This is a genomic window from Niastella sp. (assembly GCF_045805085.1).
GTDB lineage: Bacteria > Bacteroidota > Bacteroidia > Chitinophagales > Chitinophagaceae > Niastella.
The window spans coordinates 1-21,127 of sequence record NZ_JBJMLX010000012.1; the positions used below are offsets into that span (position 1 = coordinate 1).

16 protein-coding genes are annotated in these 21,127 nt (G+C 45.8%); 9 read left to right on the forward strand and 7 right to left on the reverse strand.

The window, feature by feature from the left end; translation table 11 throughout:
- The 5 genes from ACJ751_RS00615 to bshC form a co-directional block, all read left to right on the forward strand.
- Positions 1 to 671 (forward strand): proline racemase family protein (locus ACJ751_RS00615; RefSeq protein ID WP_407743424.1); only part of this gene is annotated, 671 nt, incomplete at its 5' end.
- Positions 672 to 722: 51 nt separating this feature from the next.
- Positions 723 to 1,970, forward strand: coding sequence for an NAD(P)/FAD-dependent oxidoreductase (locus ACJ751_RS00620; RefSeq protein WP_407743425.1), 1,248 nt, complete (start codon positions 723 to 725; stop codon positions 1,968 to 1,970).
- A gap of 109 nt (positions 1,971 to 2,079) precedes the next feature.
- Positions 2,080 to 3,108: an acyltransferase family protein gene (locus ACJ751_RS00625; RefSeq protein ID WP_407743426.1), complete on the forward strand. Its 1,029-nt coding sequence runs from the start codon at positions 2,080 to 2,082 to the stop codon at positions 3,106 to 3,108.
- On the forward strand, positions 3,105 to 3,935 hold the full coding sequence (locus ACJ751_RS00630) for an SMP-30/gluconolactonase/LRE family protein (protein WP_407743427.1): 831 nt from the start codon (positions 3,105 to 3,107) through the stop codon (positions 3,933 to 3,935). The genes ACJ751_RS00625 and ACJ751_RS00630 overlap by 4 nt, the downstream gene beginning before the upstream one ends.
- 78 nt (positions 3,936 to 4,013) lie before the next feature.
- Positions 4,014 to 5,609 carry a bacillithiol biosynthesis cysteine-adding enzyme BshC gene (bshC, locus tag ACJ751_RS00635; RefSeq protein ID WP_407743428.1) on the forward strand — a complete coding sequence of 532 codons (1,596 nt, stop codon included), beginning with the start codon at positions 4,014 to 4,016 and terminating at the stop codon, positions 5,607 to 5,609.
- A 67-nt stretch (positions 5,610 to 5,676) separates the two neighbouring features.
- On the opposite strand, the gene ACJ751_RS00640 is transcribed toward bshC, so the two are convergent.
- The 6 genes from ACJ751_RS00640 to ACJ751_RS00665 all read right to left on the reverse strand — a co-directional run bounded on the left by ACJ751_RS00640 (position 5,677) and on the right by ACJ751_RS00665 (position 14,021).
- Positions 5,677 to 6,543: a DUF6929 family protein gene (locus ACJ751_RS00640; RefSeq protein WP_407743429.1), complete on the reverse strand. Its 867-nt coding sequence runs from the start codon at positions 6,541 to 6,543 to the stop codon at positions 5,677 to 5,679.
- A 35-nt stretch (positions 6,544 to 6,578) separates the two neighbouring features.
- On the reverse strand, positions 6,579 to 7,091 hold the full coding sequence (gene purE, locus ACJ751_RS00645) for a 5-(carboxyamino)imidazole ribonucleotide mutase (protein WP_407743430.1): 513 nt from the start codon (positions 7,089 to 7,091) through the stop codon (positions 6,579 to 6,581).
- Between the two features lie 70 nt (positions 7,092 to 7,161).
- Positions 7,162 to 8,490 (reverse strand): TolC family protein, encoded by a 1,329-nt coding sequence (locus tag ACJ751_RS00650; protein ID WP_407743431.1) that lies wholly within the window; start codon positions 8,488 to 8,490, stop codon positions 7,162 to 7,164.
- Positions 8,491 to 8,517: 27 nt separating this feature from the next.
- Entirely contained in the window at positions 8,518 to 11,610 is a 3,093-nt protein-coding gene (locus ACJ751_RS00655; protein WP_407743432.1) for an efflux RND transporter permease subunit, read from the reverse strand.
- A gap of 106 nt (positions 11,611 to 11,716) precedes the next feature.
- Positions 11,717 to 12,775, reverse strand: a complete 1,059-nt coding sequence (locus ACJ751_RS00660) for an efflux RND transporter periplasmic adaptor subunit (RefSeq protein WP_407743433.1) — start codon at positions 12,773 to 12,775, stop codon at positions 11,717 to 11,719.
- 124 nt (positions 12,776 to 12,899) lie between these two features.
- Complete coding sequence (locus ACJ751_RS00665) at positions 12,900 to 14,021, reverse strand: 5-(carboxyamino)imidazole ribonucleotide synthase (protein WP_407743434.1); 1,122 nt, start codon at positions 14,019 to 14,021, stop codon at positions 12,900 to 12,902.
- 341 nt (positions 14,022 to 14,362) lie between these two features.
- Between ACJ751_RS00665 and hppD the strand changes: the two genes are divergently transcribed.
- Positions 14,363 to 15,490 (forward strand): 4-hydroxyphenylpyruvate dioxygenase, encoded by a 1,128-nt coding sequence (gene hppD / locus ACJ751_RS00670; protein ID WP_407743435.1) that lies wholly within the window; start codon positions 14,363 to 14,365, stop codon positions 15,488 to 15,490.
- Positions 15,491 to 15,851: 361 nt separating this feature from the next.
- A complete protein-coding gene (locus ACJ751_RS00675) occupies positions 15,852 to 17,045 on the forward strand; it encodes a L,D-transpeptidase family protein (protein ID WP_407743436.1) in 1,194 nt (397 codons plus the stop codon).
- An 88-nt stretch (positions 17,046 to 17,133) separates the two neighbouring features.
- Here ACJ751_RS00675 and ACJ751_RS00680 read toward each other — a convergent pair whose 3' ends face one another.
- Entirely contained in the window at positions 17,134 to 17,286 is a 153-nt protein-coding gene (locus tag ACJ751_RS00680; protein WP_407743437.1) for a hypothetical protein, read from the reverse strand.
- Positions 17,287 to 17,533: 247 nt separating this feature from the next.
- Here ACJ751_RS00680 and ACJ751_RS00685 point away from each other — a divergent pair, with 247 nt between their 5' ends.
- Positions 17,534 to 20,221: a 4-alpha-glucanotransferase gene (locus ACJ751_RS00685; protein WP_407743438.1), complete on the forward strand. Its 2,688-nt coding sequence runs from the start codon at positions 17,534 to 17,536 to the stop codon at positions 20,219 to 20,221.
- A 99-nt stretch (positions 20,222 to 20,320) separates the two neighbouring features.
- A partial coding sequence (locus tag ACJ751_RS00690) for a dipeptide epimerase (protein WP_407743439.1) occupies positions 20,321 to 21,127 on the forward strand: 807 nt, incomplete at its 3' end.

Genomic DNA, 21,127 nt, shown 5'->3' on the forward strand with positions numbered 1-21,127 from the left:
CGGGCGCCGTTCGCCTGGAAACCCCGGCCGGTCTGGTAATGATCAATTACAAACAGGAAGGCAAAAAAGTAAAAAGCGTAAAGCTTACCAATGTGCCGGCCTACCTGGCTGCAGAGGGGTTAACAGTAACATCGCCCGATCTGGGCGAGCTTACCATTGACGTAGCTTATGGCGGGAACTTTTATGCCATAGTAGATGTGCAGCCCAATTTCAAAGGACTGGAACATTATGGCGCCGATCAGCTGATCGCCTGGGCGCGGGAATTACGCAAACGAATAAACGCGCAATACCAGTTTGTACATCCGGAGAACCCGACCATCAATGGTTGTTCGCATATTTTATGGACAGGCGCCGTGATGGATAAAAACGCTACCGCCCGCAATGCGGTGTTTTATGGCGATAAAGCCATCGACCGCTCGCCCTGCGGAACTGGTACATCAGCCCGGATGGCTCAATGGTATGCCAAGGGAAAATTGAAAAAGGGCGATGCCTTTGTGCATGAAAGCATTATTGGGTCGCAGTTTGTGGGCCGGATTGAAGAAGAAACAACGGTTGCTGGTAAACCGGCTATCCGCCCCAGTATAGAAGGTTGGGCGAAGATCTATGGCTATAATACGATCTCAATAGACCCTGATGATGACCCGTATGCATATGGGTTTCAGGTGTTGTAGGCAATTGCCAATTACTTGTTCATATATCAGAAGATACAACCAAACAAACACATGAGTAAACAGGTTACTATTATAGGCGGAGGCATAATCGGTCTCTGCTGTGCTTATTACTTGCAAAAAGAAGGCTATGACATTACGGTTATTGAAAAAGGTGACCTTACCGATGGAACCTCTTTTGGCAATGCCGGTTATGTATCGCCCAGCCATTTTACCCCCCTGGCATCACCCGGTATAGTAGCACAAGGTCTGCGTTGGATGCTTAGTTCTACCAGTCCGTTTTATATAAAGCCCCGCCTCAACCTCGATCTCATCAAATGGCTAATGACCTTCTGGAAACAGGCGAATGCACAAACTTTACATAAGAATATTCCGCCGTTAAATGATCTCCTGCACCTCAGCCGCGATTTAACAAGCGATATAAAGAACGACATTGGCAATCATTTCCGCATGGCGGAAGTAGGTTGCTTTATGCTGTATAAATCAGCTGCTACTGAAAAGCATGAAATAGAACTGGCCAAAGAAGCAGCCCAACTGAATATAGATACAAAGATCTTCAGTGCACAGGAAGTACAGGCCATGGAGCCCGATGTTCAGGTTGATGTAAGGGGAGGGGTGTTATATCCCATCGACTGCCACCTGCACCCTGGTGATTTTATGCGCACGCTGAAAACACATCTGCAAAAAGCAGGGGTAAAACTGCAATTGAACACCACGGTAACCGGTTTTGAGAAAAAAGGCAATACTGTTACGGCCGTAATAACCAACCAGGGCAAATTCGACTGTTCACAACTGGTGCTGGCCAGCGGAAGCTGGTTGCCGGTAGTAAGCGAAAAGTTAGGGGTATCCCTGTTATTACAAGCCGGCAAGGGTTATAGCATGACGTATGAGAACGTACCACGCAACCTGCGTTACCCGGCCATCCTGGTCGATAAAAGAGTGGCCATGACGCCTATGGGCGCTGATCTGCGGATGGGTGGCACTATGGAAATAAGCGGGCTCAATTCCCCCGTGCTGGAAAAGCGCGCCCAGGCCATCTATAACGGCGCTAAAGCCTATTACCCCGATCTGGCATTAGATATGATGCCTAAAGAAAAGATCTGGTATGGGTTACGTCCGCTCACGCCTGATGGGCTGCCCTATATAGGCCATCACAGTAAATATGCGAACCTGGTGATCGCTGGCGGCCACGCCATGCTGGGGGTATCCCTGGCGGCGGCAACGGGAAAGTTAGTTGAGGAGCTTATAGGTAAAAAGATGACTTCTATTGATGTAGTTGCATTCAGCCCGGAAAGGTTCTGATAGTGTAGCGTTATTTAGTTCGTAAGTTATTGAGTTAGTGGGTTCCGGAAAAACTTACAAACCCAGTAAGTTAATAACTTATAAACTATATTTATGGCAAATTGATTTAGTGCCGGTAAAACCAGATCTCACCGCAAAAAATATCCCTGTCATTAATTGCCTGCGTGGAATTGCGGCATCTACGGTTTGCTTTTTTCATTTCGTTTCACCTGGCTATATCCATAATGCTGACCTCGTAGAGATTTTCAGGATTGGTAAAGCCGGGGTTTTTATATTTTTTGTGATCTCAGGAGTCGTGATCCCACTTTCAATGATCCGGGGTGGATATGGGTATCGCAATTGGGGAAAATTTATGTTGAAACGGCTGGCAAGGATAGAACCACCGTACCTGGCATGTATTGTTTTGGCGCTTATCTATTTTCAGCTCAGAACGCTTGTTCCTACTTCAGCCGATGTTGATCAAATGCCTGCAACCAGAGATCTCCTCCTTCACGTGGGTTACCTGGTGCCGTTTTTCCATGGCCGTTGGGCATTAGGCATCTTTTGGACGTTATCTGTGGAATTTCAATATTATATTCTATTGTCGCTGCTGCTGCCTTTGTTGTTGACTGGTATTAAGGCCTATCGGTATTGCTTTTATTTGATCTTTTTATTCAGCCCTTTCTTACTGCCAGACTATAAATTCTTCCCGGTACATGCCCCTTTTTTTCTCATTGGCATACTTTATACTTTTTGGCAAACGAATATTATTGAAAGCAGGGAGTGTTTTATTGTAACGTTGCTCTGCCTAACGGTTGCTGTAATGGTCGCGCCAATAAGTTACGCTACAGCTGCATTATTTACTATCCTGATCATCAATTTTCTGCCTGCCTTTACCAATAGCGCACTGAATTTCCTGGGAAAAATATCTTACTCGCTGTACCTGCTTCACCCTATAACCGGCAAAGCATTCATCAATGTATTATCGCATACATTCAACGCCGGGTACCAAATTGTTATACTGGTTATAGCCGGCTATATAATCTCAGTAATTTCAGCATATGTATTTTATAAAATTGTTGAAAAACCAGCTCAACGACTGTCTGGAAAAATAAAATATTATCGCACCTTTATAACCTTTAAAAAACAAGACATATGAAAAAAATAGCCATTGCCGTTTCTATACTTATGGGGGCTGGTACAGTTGCCTTTTCCCAGGAACATCAACTCGTTAAAAAATGGGAAACAGATACGCTGTTGAAGGTACCTGAATCGGCCTTGTATGACGCAGAGAATAAGATCATATATGTTACCAACATAGACGGACAGCCCTGGGAAAAAGACAATAAAGGCTCTGTGGGCAAAGTGGGGCTCGATGGCAAGATCATTACCGTTGACTGGGTAAGCGGCTTTAATGCACCCAAGGGAATGGGGTTATATAAAAACAATCTGTATGTAGCCGACGTTGACAAAGTAGGCGTTATCGATATCAAAAAAGGCGTACTCACCCAAACCATTCCGGTTACAGGCGCCGAAGGCCTGAACGACCTTACGGTTGATAAAAAAGGCGTGATCTACGTTTCAGACTCCAAAACCAAAAAGATCCACCGCATCGAGAACGGACAGGTAACCACCTGGCTTGAGAACCTGAAAGGCCCTAATGGAGTGTTAATTGATGGCGACAACCTGTATATCCTGGATGCCGGCGGTTTATATAAAGTAGAAAAAGATAAAGCCCTTACCAAACTGGCCGATGGCATGGAAGCCAGCACCGATGGACTGGAACATGTTACAGGGAAAGATTATATCGTAAGCTGCTGGATTGGAACAGTGTATTATGTAAAGGGAGATGGCACCAAACAACTCCTGCTCGATACGCGTGAACAAAAATCCAATACGGCCGATATTGGCTACGATGCCAAAAACAGGATCGTGTATGTTCCCACCTTCTTTAAAAATAAAATAGTGGCGTATGAACTAAAGTAGCAATGGAACGTTAAAATTGACGATCAGTTATGGCAAACGTGCAGTTGATAGTACTTTTATGTTCGCATTCGCTTAATTATGGATTGTAATTCTACTAATTTATCATTTGAACAGACCGGTTACTTTTCTAAGATCATTATAGATTATTTGAACCAGTCGCCCTCCTTACTGCCTTTTTATAAGCATCCGGTATCGTTGGAAGGGATAAAGGCCGCCATAGAGGCCAGGGAATCCGTGCAACCCGACCGTCAGTTACTGGTGAAAGAACTACAGCAGCAATACGTGGGGGTGCACACATCTAGCCAGGTTCAGCAGAACATTAAACAACTGCTGCAACCCAATACGTTCACCATTACTACAGCGCACCAGCCGGCCATTTTTACCGGCCACCTGTATTTCATTTATAAAATAGTACATGTTATAAAACTGGCCGACCGGTTAAAAAAGGAATTTCCCGATAAACATTTTGTACCCGTTTTCTGGATGGGCAGCGAAGATGCGGACCTCGATGAACTGGGCCATGTTTACCTGGGCGGCGAAAAACTGGTTTGGGACACCAAACAAACCGGGGCGGTTGGCCGCATGACCACTAAAGGGCTCGATAAACTGATCCATCGCATTGATGGCGAATTATCGGTTCAACCCCATGGAAAAGAATTGATACAACTGCTGCGCGACTGTTATTTACAAAGCCTGGATATACAGATAGCCACTTTTAAACTGATCAATGCATTATTTGCAGAATATGGGTTGATAGTGATACTGCCCGATAATGCGAACCTGAAGAAAGTGATGGAACCGGTTTTTCGGGAAGACCTGCTGCAACAAACACCCGCCGGTATTGTAGGTAAAACCATTGAACAGCTTTCGCAGGAACATAAAGTACAGGCATCACCGCGGCCTATTAATTTATTCTACCTGAAGGATGGTATCCGCGAGTTGATTGAATTAAAAGATGGCCAATACAAAGTAAGGAACACCACTGTTAATTTTTCTCAGGAAGCAATACTGACCGAACTGGGTAACCATCCTGAACGGTTCAGTCCGAATGTGATCTTACGGGGATTGTACCAGGAAACGGTATTGCCCAATATTGCGTTTATTGGTGGCGGTGGCGAAACGGCTTACTGGCTGGAATTAAAAGGCCTGTTTGACCATTACCAGGTGCCATTCCCCATGCTGGTGTTGCGTAATTCGTTTTTGATAGTGGAAAAGAAGTGGCAGGAAAAGATCCAGAAACTGGGTTTGCAATCGAAAGACTTTTTTCAATCGGAAAATCAGTTGTTAACTCAACTGGTATCGCGCCACAAGAATGGAGAGTTGAAATTAAAGCATGAACTGGAAGCTGCCATGCACGTATATGAGCAGTTAAAAAATAAAACAGCGGCCATCGATCAATCGCTGACCCAGCACGTAGAAGCACTACAGGCCCGCACGCTGAAGCCTTTGCAGGAACTGGAAAAGAAATTACTGCGCGCTGAAAAAAGAAAATACGAAGCCGAGCAGCGACAGATACAGGCTATCAGAACAGCCATCTTCCCGCGCAATGGCTTGCAGGAACGGGTTGATAACTTTATGCCCTGGTTTGCCTTGTGGGGTCAGGAATTCATTCAAAAAGTATATGAACACTCGCCCACGTTAGAGCAGGAATTCATTATTCTGGAAGAAAATTAAAGCGACACTTATAAAAGTAAAAACCCCGATGAATATCATCGGGGTTTTTCTATTTGTAATAAGATGATTATTCTTTAACGCGTACGGCGAAGATGCCATTTTTACGAGCGGCTTTGTTATCGGCCAGCAGGTATAATTTCACCCGGCTGCTTTTATCCGTCCTGATACAAACCGACTGCATATTGAACCCGGCAAAACCCTCGTCTGCCTCACTTAAATGAAACAGGGAATTTACCTTCATTTTTTTACGCACCACTTTGCGTGAAGCGTTTTCAATAACGGCCAGGTAACTATCGCCTGTAGTCTGATGATCTTTATCACCACTTTCAGACAGTAAGCTTACTACCAGCCAGTCGTTTTTATACGAATAGGCGAGTCCTGATAAACCAACCACCTGTTTAGGCGTTTGCGGCAGATCAAAACTTACGGTAGTGATCTCAGCTTTTTCCTGGTTCTTCCAGAAATCAGCATCGGTTACAATGATGTGTTTTTCAGGAGCTGTTTTGTGGTCGCGGTTACACAAAATGAGTTTGCCCAGTACAATGGCGGCCGACTCAATATTGATTACGCTTACGGTTTCTTTCAACCGGTTATAGAAAACGGAAATATCGTATTCTTCCTTGGTGAGATCATCCAGGTTAACCAGGATGGCTTTGTGGTGTTGGTCTTTTACATCGAAACCCATTACCAGCAGGCGGGGAATACTATTCACCACTACGATGGTAGTTGCTTCAAAATCGGATCTTGTCCCGGCCAGTAATTTGGGATCATCGTACCCCAGCAGGCGATGCTTGGCCTGAACCTGCCACTTTTTGAGGACAACAAGGTCACTGGCATCATCATCAACCAGGTATAGGGTTTCATTAAAAAATTCAACATTTGAGCCAATGGGCAAATCCGGAACTTCTCTGTAGTCGAGCAATTTGAGTTTCATACCGCGCGCAAATTACAAGGATGGAATATATCTGCCTAATCAAATTTGTTTTCCCACCCTTGTTTTTTTAGATTTTCGATCTTTACCAATACCTCTTCTTCCAGTTTCTTCTTGTAGGCAGCTACCTGATCCCCAATATGTTCATCAAATGACCCTATAATGGAGGCGGCCAGAATACCAGCGTTTTTAGCAGCATTCAGCGCTACTGTAGCAACCGGTATGCCATTGGGCATTTGTAGAATTGATAATACAGAATCCCAGCCATCTATTGAATTGGAAGATTTAATAGGCACTCCGATCACCGGCAATGGCGTAAGGGAAGCTACCATTCCCGGCAAATGGGCGGCGCCGCCTGCCCCGGCAATAATCACTTTCAAACCCCGCCCGCGGGCCTTTGTAGCATATTCCACCATCCGCATGGGTGTACGATGTGCGCTCACCACCGTTAATTCAAAAGGAATACCCAGCCCCTTCAACACTTCTGCCGCTGCCTGCATAACAGGCAGATCGCTATCGCTGCCCATAATTATTCCAACCTTTGGATCCATATTAAGAGTAAGTTATATGGCAAAGAAAAGAAAATATTTGCGCACCCGCAAAGGCCGGTAATAACAGTACCTACTTCAACAGATCGCCTTTTAACCGTAACAATTCCGTTTCGGCCATCTTGGTATTGTATTTTGCGGTAATAAGCCGGATATAAGCGTCCTGCTGACTCTTTTGCGCCTCGCGTAATTCAAGCGAAGTGGTTACCCCTTGTTTTAACCGCTGCAGCGCAATATTTACGTTCTCGTCGGCCAGCAAAATGTTGTCGTATTCTATATCGAGCAGTTTCTTCTGCAATTCGTAGTCTTTGAAAGAATTGCTGATGCCTACATCTACCAGGGAGCGTTGTTTTTCGTAATTCACTTCCTGGTACTGCACATTCAGTTGCGCCTGCCTTATCAAACGGCGGGTATTCAATCCGTTCAAAATAGGTACATTCAGTCCAAGCCCGTAGTTAAACCCCCTGTTCTGGTTATAGAACGGCTGGTTCTGATTCACCACCACGCTGTTATTGGTTTTGGAAAAGTTGTAGGCAGAATTGAAGGAAAGGGTAGGCCACAAACCGGCTTTTTGTTCTTTTACGGAAAGATTGGCTACTTCGATGCTCTTTTTAGCAGCCAGCAGCATTGGATTTGACCTCTCATATTGCTGGGCAAATTCCCCATATTGCAACGAGGTGTTAAGCGGAATACTGTCTTCCACCTCGTATACAGAGCCTTGTTTAAAGCCAATCAATTGGTTTAACTGGTCACGCAACTGGGCCAGTATCGATTGTTGCGTTAACTGAAGCGTTTTTTGCGCATTGAAGTCAACCCTGGCTTGCAACAGTTCGGGTTTGCTGCCCAAACCCACCGATAATTTCTTATCGGCCAACTGAACGCGTTCTACATACACCGTATCCTGATTTTCAAGCGCTCTTAATAATTCTTTCTGGCGAACAATGCCATAGTAACTATTGATCACGGCCGCCACGCTGTTCACGATCTGCGATTTCAGGTTCAGGGCGCCGAGCGCTTCCTGCTCCATTAATCTTTCGCGGGTAGCAAACATCTTCAACCCATCGAACAGGGTCCAGTTCATGCTTACGCCGTAGTTTAAATTAGAAGTGCGTACGCCATTACGGGTAATCAAACTGTCTTTACCATTTACCCGGCTGGCAAACTTCAATTGTTGATTGTTGGTATTCCAAACTGCCGAGGCCGTTCCATTCAACTGCGGCATAAAGGCGCCGAATGAATAATAACGATCCAGTGCATAGGAAGTAGAATCGTTACGGCTCAATAAGATGTCGTAGTTATTTTTCAAAGCAGCCGTGATGGCATCCTGTAAGGTAAGCTGCTGTTGTGCGTTTATTTGGGTGACAACACTCAAAGAAACAAACAATGAGAAAATATATTTCATAGTAAAATTAAAGTTACTGGTAACCTATTAAGCTCTGTGCCCTTCTTTATCATCCATCAGTTCCATTTCACTTTTGTGTTTTGGCTGCGACAGGAATGAATAAACGGCTGGGATCACATACAAGGTCAATATCAGTGAGAACATGATACCGCCCACGATCACAATACCCAGCGGTATACGGCTTGTTGAGGCAGCACCCAGCGATAACGCCAATGGTAATGCACCCAGGGCCATGGCCAGGCTCGTCATCAGGATAGGGCGTAAACGAGCACTCGCCGCTTCAATTACTGCCTCCCGTTTACGCAAACCGGCATGTTGTTTCTGGTTGGCGAACTCCACGATCAGGATACCGTTCTTGGTCACCAGCCCTACCAGCATAATCATGCCAATCTGTGAAAAGATGTTGAGTGTTTGGTCGAACAACCACAAGCTCAACAGGGCGCCCGCAAAGGCCATCGGTACCGTAATCATGATCACAACTGGATCAATAAAGCTTTCAAACTGCGCTGCCAGTACCAGGAAGATCAGTCCCAACGCCAGTAACAGGGCAAAGGAAGTATTACCGGAACTCTCTGCAAAGTCGCGGCTGGGGCCTGAGAGCGAAGTGGCAAAGGAGTCATCCAGTAATTTCTTCGCTATATCCTCCATCACCTTTATACCCTCACCCAATGTATGACCTGGTGCTACACCAGCCGAAACGGTGGCCGATTTATACCGGTTAAAGTGGTACAGGGTAGGCGGGGTGGTTGCCTCGCGCATGGTAACCAGGTTATCCAGTGAAATGATTTCGTTTCGGTTATTGCGCACATAAATATTCTTCAGGTCAGTAGGGTCGTCACGATCGTTCCGCTCCACCTGGCCGATCACGGAATATTGTTTACCGGTACGGTAAAAATACCCCATCTGCAAATTACTCAGGGCCAGCTGCAGGGTTTGCGATACATCGGAAACGCTCACGCCCAGCTGACTGGCTTTTATGCGGTCTACTTCAATATTAACCTCCGGTTTATTGAATTTCAGGTCCACATCCACCCCCTGGAAAACCGGGTTCCTGTTCGCCTCTTCCAGGAACTTTGGCAGCACCTGGGCTATTTTATCAAAATCATTGTTTTGAATAACGAACTGTACCGGTAACCCCGAACGGCGGTTTACTGCAATGGTTTGTTCCTGGATGGCAAAAGCTTTACCATCTGAGAACTTACCCAGGTTGCGGTTTATAAGATCAACGATCTGTTGTTGCGAGCGGGTGCGTTCCTCAGGATCGCTTAAGGTAGTACGTACCATACCGGTATTGGTAGCACCGGAACCACTGAAACCAGGGGCCACAATGCTCAACACCGTTTTGGATTCAGGCACTGAATCCATTACCAGTTGCGCCAACCGGTCAATATAGGTATCCATATAATCATAGGCGGTACCTTCAGGCGCTGTAACCTGTAAACGGAACTGGCTGCGGTCTTCCATAGGCGCCAGCTCAGACTGTATGCTGCCACCAATGAAATAAATGATGCCCGCACAAGCCGCCACAATTACCCAGGCGATCCAGCGCACGCGCATAAACCGCTTCAGCGAATTGTGATAACCGTCTTCCATCCAGCGGAAGAAAGGTTCCGTTTTATGATAGAACCAGCTGTGCTTATGCACATCGCGGGTCAGCTTCACGTTCAGTACCGGCGTAAGTGTAAGCGATACAACGGCAGAGATCAACACCGCACCGGCTACCACAATACCAAACTCGCGGAACAGGCGGCCTACGAAGCCCTGTAAGAAAATGATGGGTAAGAAGATGATCGCCAGCGTAATGGACGTAGCGATAACCGCAAAGTAAATTTCTTTTGAACCTTCTTTCGCAGCCTGGTATTTGTTCATCCCTTCTTCCATCTTTTTAAAGATGTTTTCGGTAACCACAATACCATCATCCACCACCAGACCGGTGGCCAGTACAATACCCAGCAGCGACAACACATTCACCGTAAAACCGCTGACGTACATGATAAAGAAGGCGCCGATCAATGACACCGGGATGTCGATCAATGGCCGGAAAGCGATCAGCCAGCTGCGGAAGAACAAATAAATGATCAGCACCACCAGGATCAATGATATGATCAGGGTTTCTTCTACCTCTGAAATAGAACGCTTGATGAATTTGGTTTGATCGAGTGCAATACCCAGTTTAATATCACCGGGCATTTCCTTTTCCAGCTGGGCAAGGCGTTTATAAAACTCGTTCGAGATGGCTACGTAGTTGGAACCGGGTTGAGGCACCAGGGCCAGCGCGATCATAGGAATGCGGCTTTCCTTCAAAACGGTTTCTTCGTTCTCGGGTCCTAATACCGCTTCAGCCACATCCTTTAACCGGATGTCGCTGCCGTTCACATTCTTTACAATAACATTATTGAAGTCTTCTTCGGTTGTTAAGCGACCGAAGGTGCGCACCGTTAATTCCGTTTTATTGCCTGCTATCTTACCCGAAGGTAATTCCACATTCTCTTTGGCTATCGCAGCCTGCACATCGCCTGGCGTTAAGCCGTAAGCGCTCAGTTTGGCGGGGTTGAACCAGATACGCATGGCGTAGCGTTTTTCCCCCCAGATCTGAATGGAGCTAACACCGGGTATGGTTTGTAACCGTTCAACCAGTACGTTGTTCGCATATTCTGTTATCTCCAGCTGGTTGCGCGTATTACTTTGCACCGTCATGGAGATGATGGCGTCAGAGCTCGCGTCGGCCTTTGAAACAACAGGCGGGGCCGGAAGGTCGGTAGGTAAGGAGCGGATGGCCTGGGAAACTTTATCGCGCACGTCATTGGCGGCAGCTTCCAGGTCAATGCTCAGGTCAAACTCTACGTTAATACTGCTTACACCCTGGCTGTTTGTTGACGTGATATTTCTTACACCCGCAATACCGTTAATGGATTTTTCGAGTGGTTCTGTGATCTGTGATTCTATAATGTCTGCATTGGCGCCGGGATAACTCGTGCGCACGCTTACGTTGGGCGGATCGATGGCGGGATAGTCACGAACCCCCAGGAAGGTAAAACCGATCACCCCGAACAGCACGATCAGGATGTTCAGTACCGTTGCCAATACCGGTCGCCGCAAACTCAGTTCCGAGATATTCATCTGAAAATTTCTATTTTATTTTGGCCAGATGGAATTCGCCATAAAATTTTCATCGCAAAATAGTATGATAGCTCGAAAATTTTATGGCTCATTTCATTAAACTATCTTATTGAACTTTTACTAATTTGATTTTACTATCAGGGCGGATGGCCAGTAAACCTGTAATGATGATCGTATCGCCTTCCTTAACGCCATCTAACACCTGCACATACGATGAATCGCGAATGCCGGTAGCAACCACCTGGAAGTTGGGTTTACCATCTTTATACACGATCACGCTTTTGTTACGCGCCTGTGGAATTACAGCCTGTGAAGGAACGATCAGGGAGTGGTCGTTCTTTCCCAATTGTAAAGCTACTTTAGCAAAGGCGCCAGGTACCAACAACTGGTGTTTGCCCTGTACCACCGCCCTTACTTTCAGGGTACGGGTAGTGGCTTCAATATTCGATTCGGTAGCCAGCACAGATGCGTTGAACTTTTGATCGGTTCCTGCTATAGTAAAGCTCACCTGACGGCCTTTATGCATGGCCTCACTGTATTTTTCAGGTACGGTGAATTCCAGTTTCAATTGATTAACCTGGCTAATGGTAGTAACAAGGGTAGTGGGACTGATATACGCGCCGTTACTGATATTCCTTAAACCGATACGACCGGTAAAAGGCGCCCTGATCTCAGTTTTGCTAATGCTTACCTGGGTAAGATCAATATCAGCTTTCAGGTTGCTTACCTGCAATTCACTGAGGTCGTATTCCTGCTGGCTGATACCGTTGATAGATAACAATTCCTTCTGGCGTTCAGCCGTTTTTTGAGCAATCTGCAATTGCACCTGTAATTTCTTTAGCTGTGCCTGCAGGTCGCCGTCGAACAGCTTTACCAGCAAGGCGCCTTTTTGCGCAAAACTTCCTTCCGGAATATTCAATGCAACTACGCGGCCAGAAATTTCAGGGCGGATCTCAGTTACTTCAAAGGGGAACAGGGTACCGGGGATCTCCAGGCTTTCGCTAAGGGGTTTTGCTCTTACAATAAATGCTTCAGCCTGTACGGGGCGATTGCCACCGCCGGCCTTGCCGCCGGCTTTGGGGGCATCATCTTTTTTCTCGCTTTTACAGGAAATAAAAATGAGGGACAGAATAAATCCAAAAACAATCCTGCTGTTACGGTTCATCTGAGTTGTTATAAGTTTAATGTCGTGAAACGGTTCACGTTTTACGCTGACGTATCGCCCGCAAAATTAATGTTTTACCTAAGCTTGTATATTAAAAAGAGATGAACGGCAGGCAGAACGGGGGTTAACAAACTACTTTTAATATGTTTTTAATCCTATTCGCTTTATACGTCAAATCCTGTTTGTCTTTACTGACGATGGTTACGTGCCCCATCTTGCGGCCAGGCTTGGTTTGTTTTTTTCCATAGAGGTGAACAAACACATTATCCATGGCCAGTATTTCTTCCAGCCCCTGGTATTTAGCTTCGCCTTCAAATCCTTCGGCGCCTACCAGGTTTACAATGGCGGCTGGTAAAATAGCATCAGTATTGCCTAACGGATATTGTAACATAACGCGCCACAACATATCAAACTGCGAACTGTAATTGGCTTCTATAGTATGATGGCCACTGTTATGAACGCGTGGAGCGGTTTCGTTTACAAACACGTCACCCTGTTTATCTACAAACAACTCAACCGCAAAAATACCTGCACTTTTTAGTCCTTTTACTACAGCCAGTGCAATGGCTTCTATTTTCCACAATGTTTTTTCGTTCACTTCAGCCGGACTGATCTGGTAGTCGAGCAGGTTCAACCGTTGGTCTACCACCATATCAACCAGTGGGTAAAAAGCGATCTCATTTTTATCGTTCACCGCAATAATTAGGGAGATCTCGCGATGAATAGTCACCATTTTTTCCAAAACGGCCGGCGCATCAAAACCTTTAGGCAGGTCATCAGATGCGTTCAACAATTGAACACCACGCCCATCATAACCTCCGATGCCAATTTTATGTACAGCTGGTAAAAAAGAAGCATTGGCCCTTAGTTCGGCCAGGTTCTGCGTAATAATAAATGGAGAGGTGGGAATTTGTTTTTCTTTATAAAATTCTTTTTGCAGGATCTTGTTTTTTATAGTGCGCAGGGCGGCAGGGCGGGGATATACCCGAACGCCTTCCTGTTCCAGTTTTTCCAGGGCATCTTCGTTCACCGATTCAATTTCAATGGTAATGGCATCCAGTCCTTTGCCGAAATTGTACACATCATCAAAATTCCGAATATCACCTTTCACAAAATGATGGCACAAATGGGCTGCCGGGCACTGATCATCGTTTTCAAGGATAAAGGTTTCAACAGGATAGTTGGCCGCGGCCTGTAAAAGCATTCTGCCTAATTGTCCGCCACCAAGGATTCCGATTTTTTGCATGGTTCGTGTTTAGTTAAGCGACAAAGATAAGGAAGTCGGGGTGAGGAGAAGGGCACATTTCGACGACGCTCCATGTGTAAAATCCAGCTCCCCGCCCTTCGACTCCGCTCGGGGCCGCCCTAGGTATCAACATTTTAGCTATCTTTGTTTCACCGAATGCAACCCGATTACCCACATAAGGTTTTTAACGATAAGCGCATGGGCTATTCCCTGCTGATGGAAGCATTGGCTATGGACAGTCATTTGTAGTATTCCCCTCCCGTACAATTTATTCTTTGCTGCCAGTTATTTTATAATTGACTGCTGCTTTATTTCCTGAATACCATTTAAACACAAATAGTATGTCAAAGACATTAATGGCGACTGCGCCCAATACAGATACCGATTTTCTTCCACTCGAAGGAACCGATTATGTGGAGTTTTATGTAGGCAACGCCAAACAGGCTGCCCATTTCTATAAAACCGCTTTTGGCTTTCAATCAATCGCCTATTCAGGGCCTGAGACCGGCGTAAAAGACCGCGTTAGTTATGTGATAAGACAAAACAAGCTCACGTTTGTATTAACAACGCCGCTGCGTGCCGGCAATCCCATGGCCGACCATATTTACAAACATGGCGATGGCGTAAAAGTACTGGCCCTGCGCGTACAGGATGCCACCAAAGCCTGGGAAGAAACCACCAAACGCGGCGGTAAAAGTTATATGGAACCAACCCGCCTTAAAGACGACCATGGCGAAGTGGTATTAAGCGGTATTCATACCTATGGCGAAACCGTTCACCTGTTTGTAGAAAGAAAGAATTACACCGGCGCCTTTATGCCCGGTTTTAAAGAGTGGAAAACAGTATACAACCCAACCGATACCGGCTTGCAATATGTTGACCATTGCGTAGGCAATGTAGGTTGGGGACAAATGAATAAATGGGTAAGCTTTTACGAAGAAGTGCTGGGTTTCCGCAACATCCTGAGCTTCGACGATAATGATATTTCTACCGAATACTCGGCCCTTATGAGTAAGGTAATGAGCAATGGCAACGGGTTTGTAAAATTCCCCATCAATGAGCCTGCTGAAGGCCGTAAGAAATCACAGGTTGAAGAATACCTGGAATTTTATGATGGCGAAGGCTGCCAGCACGTGGCGCTGGCAACCAATAACATTGTGGAAACCGTTACTACATTACGCGACCGTGGTGTTGAGTTCCTGAAAATTCCTACCAGCTATTACGATGAACTGCTCGACAGGGTAGGACATATCGACGAAGACCTGGAGCCGTTGAAAGAACTGGGCATCCTGGTTGACCGGGACGATGAAGGCTATCTGCTGCAGATCTTTACCCGCCCCGTTGAAGACCGGCCCACATTGTTTTTTGAGATCATTCAGCGCAAAGGCGCCAAAAGTTTTGGAAAAGGAAACTTCAAGGCCCTGTTCGAAGCCATTGAGCGGGAACAGGAACTGAGAGGAAACTTATAATAATTATTGAGAGAATCTGCCTGTTTTGGAGGCCTGGAAAAAGATGGGGTAACAAACATCTTTTCTCCGGGCCTTCAATTTTTTTTAAGCCCCGTTCCAGCGCAACAATCTTTACTTTTCGCATAAACATTAATCACAATTTATTGTTGAACCACCTGAGTATGAACAATCGTAGATGCTAAACTGCCATTTAGCTGCATCAACAACAAAACAGGTGGGATACAATGGAACATGTATTTTCCACAATGTGCATAAGCCAAATTGCTTTTTAGTAGCCCGATTGTATTAATTTTAACACCGATTGACGCCAGCGTAGTAAATAATCATAACCTATTTTTCGTTACTATCCCAGTTAACATTCATGAGATACGCGTATATACTTTTACTGGGGGCCATAAGCCTTGTAAAAACAGCTTCAGCGCAAACTGCAGCTACCAGTATTAATTTTATCGATTACCAACGTGGCTTCCCGCGCATTAACGATGCGCTGAAAAAAAAGGAAGACACATTGATGAAGCAGTTTGAGGAGAAAAAGTTAGCCTGGCCTGCCCGCTACATTTACATTCGCTCCTTTAAATACGACAGCCAGATAGAAGTTTGGGTTAAACAGGACCTGAACGATAAATTCGCCCTGTTTAAAACCTATCGGGTATGCGCTATGGCAGGCTCCCTGGGCCCCAAACGTATGGCAGGCGATTACCAGGTGCCCGAGGGCTTCTATTATATCAATGAGTTCAACCCCAAAAGTAATTACCACCTGTCGCTTGGGTTGAATTACCCCAATGCCTCAGACCGGATCCTCAGCGATTCCCTGATGCCTGGCGGCGATATTTATATCCATGGCAGCTGTGTTACCACCGGTTGCATCCCCGTTAATAATGAACAGATAGAGGAACTGTACATTCTGGCCGCACACGCTAAAAGTGAAGGACAGGATTTCATTCCGGTGCATATTTTCCCCATACGTTTCGACAATCCCCGCAGCGGCGAATACCTGAAAAAGTATGTAAAGGATTTTCCTGAATACCTGCCGCTGGCCGATGAGTTGAAGCATGCCTACACTTACTTTGAAAAAACCCGCAAACTGCCGGTTATCATGGTATCAAAGAAAGGCGAGTATGTGATAGATGGCATTATACCGAAAGATAAAGAACCAGAGGTGGTAAAAAAAGAACGCCGTCCGCTGAAGACCTATAACCAGGATGAGATCTCCACTGTAGTGGAGCGCTTACCGATTTTCCCTGGTGGCAATGATAAATTCCAGGCCTTTATTGATAAACTGAGCAAAGACATGGCGCCATACCTGGGCCAGCAGCAGAAAACCTTTGCCATGGTGGAGTTTGTGATCGATAAAACGGGAAAAGTGATCTACGCCAATGTGATTAAGGGCGGCAATGACGACCTCAACGATCACCTGATAGAAGCGTTTGAGAATATGCCGCAATGGACACCGGCCGTAAAACACGAGCAAACCGTAGCCGTGAAATTAAAACAGACCATTTTTATTGAAAAGCCCGAGACGCAGGTTGCAAGTCAATCGGCAAAAGGGCAATAAGCAACAGTCAAATAAAAGCTACCACATATTTAAAAAGAAATGCCACCAATAATTGGTGGCATTTCTTTTATATGATAGTCTCGTAAAATTAGATAATATCCAAAGCCTTTACAAAGAACGTACAAACAAAAGGCAGGATCAGGGTCAAATATTCAAAACGCGTAGCGATAGCAAGAATAAACGCCGCTGTTGATGCAAGGAACAGGATCCAGTATAAAAATTTTGAAGAACCATTAGCCATATTGGTAAAATTTTGGGGCAAAAGTAGTGCGAAAGTTTTGAAATAGGAAATGGGTGTGTATTTTTTACTATCTTTCAAACCTCAAACCTCCCGGTTGTGGCTCGCTGATTTGTCCTGAATTTCCCGAACCATTAAGGCCTTAATGGTATTTTTTAGAACTCTTGCTATATTTTTACATTGAGCATGAACATGTTATCAGGCTTTATTCCCTTTTTAAAACCCGGTACCTGTAAATAAAAACACTATTATGACTATCCATTTTTATATAAGATTTTTTACCCGGCCCGGCGAATCCCTTTTAGTAACCGGCAACACCGATGAGCTGGGAAATAACGATGTTGAAAAGGCGCACCCGTTAACCTGGCTTAGTCACGACCTGTGGACGGGCACAGTAACCATTAACAATCCACAAACTGACGTCATTCATTACAGTTACATTTATAAAGGCATGGATGGCTTTCAGGTGCAGGAGTGGGATGACCACAAAACGATCGACATCTCAAAAAAGCCCATGCAGGAGATCAGGGTAATGGATAACTGGAACCCTGCCGGCGAATTTGAAAATGCCTTCTACACCGATCCCTTCCAGGAAATTCTCCTTAAAGAGCAGGAAACCCGCACCAAAGCCAAACCAGTCAAAAATGCCACCCACTATTTTAAAGTAAAAGCACCGCTGCTGGAGAAAAATGAGGTCGTGTGCCTGCTGGGCAGCAACAGGGCCCTGGCCGATTGGGATGAGACAGATCCGGTATTACTGCACCGCGAAAACAACTGGTGGGCGGTAAAACTGCATTTACCAAAGGAATCGTTCCCCATTCAATACAAATATGGGGTTTACAATATAAAAAGCAAAAGCTTTGTGCGGTTCGAAACCGGGGAGAACCGCTGGTTACATGGCGACGCCCTGGTAAACACCCTCACCATCCTGCACGATGGCTTTGTCAGATTGCCTAATGCAACCTGGCGGGGAGCAGGCGTGGTGCTTCCTGTATTCAGTTTACGCAGCAAAAACTCCTTTGGCACCGGAGAATTCACCGATCTGAAACTGCTGGTTGACTGGGCCGTAAAAACCGGCATGAAAATGATCCAGATCTTGCCGGTGAACGATACAATCGCCACCCACACCTGGATGGATTCTTATCCATACGCTGCTATCTCGGCATTTGCCTTACACCCCCTGTACTTAAATATCAGTAAAGTGGCCGGGAAGGAATTTGCCGACCTCATAAAACCGCTCAAAAAAAAACAGGTACAATTGAATGAGCTGTCCGAGGTAGATTATGAAGCCGTCATGCATGTAAAGCAGGCCGCCATAAAAGAATTGTACATGGTGCAAAAAGACAAGTGGTTAAAAGACCCCGATTTCGCGAAGTTCTTTTACCAGAATGAACACTGGCTGGTGCCCTATGCGGTTTTCTGCAGCCTGCGTGATCGCTTTGGAACAGCTGATTTTAACCAATGGAAGACGAATAATATTTACAATAAAGAAGCCATTCAAAAACTGGCCTCTCCCAAAAGCAAACAGTACGATGAAGTAGCCATTCATTACTTTACGCAATACCATTTGCATAGCCAGTTACAGGAAGCTGCCGCCTATGCGCATAAGAATGGCGTTATATTAAAAGGTGATATTGCCATTGGGGTATACCGTTATGGCAGCGATGCCTGGGTTGAACCGGAATTGTATCATATGGAAATGCAGGCAGGCGCCCCGCCAGATGATTTTGCAGTACGTGGGCAGAACTGGGGCTTCCCTACGTATAACTGGGAGCGTATGGCTGCTGGTGGTTTTGACTGGTGGCACAAGCGGTTTGTACAAATGAGCAATTACTTCGACGCCTTTCGCATCGATCATATCCTTGGTTTCTTCCGCATCTGGAGTATCCCCATGAACGCTGTAGAGGGCATTATGGGCCATTTTGTGCCCGCATTGCCTGTTTATAAAGAAGAGTTTGAACAACGCGGCATCTGGTTCAACCCCGTGCGGTATTGTCAACCATACATCAACGATACCGTGTTGTGGGAGCTATTTGGTCCAAATAAAGAAAAGTTCTATCCTTATCTGGATACTGCCGGAAACCAGTACACGTTGAAACAGGATTTTGCCACTCAGCGACAGGTGGAAATACATTTCGATGCGCTGGAACGCACTGAAGAAAATCAGCACTTGCGGCAGGGGTTGTACGATCTTATTTCCAATGTAATTTTGTTTGAACAGCCGGGGTCGCAGGGGCGGGAATTTCATTTCCGCATCAGCATGGAAAGCACCACCTCATTCCGTCATTTGGAAGGTTATGTGCAGGATAAACTGAAGGAACTTTATATAAATTATTTCTATCAGCGACAGGAACATTTTTGGATGCAGGAAGGGTTACGTAAATTGCCGGCGTTGAAGCGTTCAACCAACATGCTTATTTGCGGGGAAGACCTGGGCATGGTGCCGCAATGCGTACCGGTTGTAATGAAACAGTTGGGTATTGTGAGCCTGGAAATACAACGGATGCCCAAAGACATCCATAGTGAATTCTTCCATCCGGCACAGGCGCCGTATCTGTCGGTGGTAACCCCATCAACACACGATATGAGCACCATACGCGGTTGGTGGGAAGAAGACCGCACAAAAACGCAACGGTTCTTTAACACGGTATTGGGGCAATGGGGCGAGGCGCCGGCCACCTGTGAAGCATGGATCAATAAAGCCATTGTGATACAGCACCTGCAATCGCCCGCCATGTGGGCAACATTCCAGTTGCAGGATCTGTTAGGCATGAATGAAACCCTGCGCCGGGAGAACCCACAGGAAGAACGCATTAATATCCCAGCCATTCCCAAACATTACTGGCGGTACCGCATGCACCTGACGCTGGAACAGCTAATAAAAGAGAAAGAGTTTAATGAAGAGTTGGAGGAATATGTGCGGGACTCTGGCAGGTAAAGAAAAAGGTTGACAAGTTAACAAGTTGAAAAAGTATAATAATTAATATGGTGAATGGAAAATAGCTACCTATTGACCATTCACCATTGACCATTCACGATGAAAGTAGCGTACCAATCAATCAATCTCCCGTTCAAGTACCCTTTTACCATTTCAAAAGGAACCAAAACCCATCAACCTTCCCTGATCGTTCAACTCGAAAACAGGGGCATGGTTGGCTATGGTGAAGCACCGGCGATCACGTATTACAATATTCCTGTTGAAAAAATGGTGGCCGACCTGGTGGCAAAAAAGCAGTTTGTCGAAAAATTCGCTTTTACCGATCCCGAACGCTACTGGCATTACCTGCATCATTTATACCCGCAAAATAATTTCCTGGTCTGCGCGCTGGATATTGCCGCCTGGGATATGTACGGGAAAATCCGCAACCAACCCCTGTACAAATTATGGGGATTGGATATCCAGAATGCACCTGCAACCGATTATACCATCGGTATAGACACCATCGACAAAATGGTGGCGAAGATGCAGGAAAAACCCTGGCCCGTTTACAAGATCAAACTGGGCACCGATCAGGACATAGAAATTGTAACTGCCTTACGCAAACATACCGATGCCATCCTACGCGTTGATGCCAATGCCGCCTGGACGGTTACCGAAGCCCTGGAGAAATTACCCGCGCTCAAAGACCTGGGCGTTGAGTTTGTAGAACAACCACTGGCCAAAGACGATTGGGAAGGCATGAAACGGTTATACAGCGAATCTCCACTGCCATTAATAGCCGACGAAAGCTGTGTACTGGAATCCGACGTACAAAAATGCCAGGGTCATTTTCATGGTATTAATATTAAACTCACCAAGTGCAGCGGTATAACGCCAGCCCGCCGGATGATAACCCAGGCCCGC

Coding starts and splice junctions, on each gene's coding strand:
- ACJ751_RS00630 (WP_407743427.1), top strand. CDS start 3,105: ATGAAAAAAATAGCCATTGCCGTTTCTATACTTATGGGGGCTGGTACA.
- ACJ751_RS00640 (WP_407743429.1), bottom strand. CDS start 6,543: ATGAAACTCAAATTGCTCGACTACAGAGAAGTTCCGGATTTGCCCATT.
- bshC (WP_407743428.1), top strand. CDS start 4,014: ATGGATTGTAATTCTACTAATTTATCATTTGAACAGACCGGTTACTTT.
- ACJ751_RS00655 (WP_407743432.1), bottom strand. CDS start 11,610: ATGAATATCTCGGAACTGAGTTTGCGGCGACCGGTATTGGCAACGGTA.
- ACJ751_RS00675 (WP_407743436.1), top strand. CDS start 15,852: ATGAGATACGCGTATATACTTTTACTGGGGGCCATAAGCCTTGTAAAA.
- ACJ751_RS00650 (WP_407743431.1), bottom strand. CDS start 8,490: ATGAAATATATTTTCTCATTGTTTGTTTCTTTGAGTGTTGTCACCCAA.
- ACJ751_RS00685 (WP_407743438.1), top strand. CDS start 17,534: ATGACTATCCATTTTTATATAAGATTTTTTACCCGGCCCGGCGAATCC.
- purE (WP_407743430.1), bottom strand. CDS start 7,091: ATGGATCCAAAGGTTGGAATAATTATGGGCAGCGATAGCGATCTGCCT.
- ACJ751_RS00620 (WP_407743425.1), top strand. CDS start 723: ATGAGTAAACAGGTTACTATTATAGGCGGAGGCATAATCGGTCTCTGC.
- hppD (WP_407743435.1), top strand. CDS start 14,363: ATGTCAAAGACATTAATGGCGACTGCGCCCAATACAGATACCGATTTT.
- ACJ751_RS00680 (WP_407743437.1), bottom strand. CDS start 17,286: ATGGCTAATGGTTCTTCAAAATTTTTATACTGGATCCTGTTCCTTGCA.
- ACJ751_RS00665 (WP_407743434.1), bottom strand. CDS start 14,021: ATGCAAAAAATCGGAATCCTTGGTGGCGGACAATTAGGCAGAATGCTT.
- ACJ751_RS00660 (WP_407743433.1), bottom strand. CDS start 12,775: ATGAACCGTAACAGCAGGATTGTTTTTGGATTTATTCTGTCCCTCATT.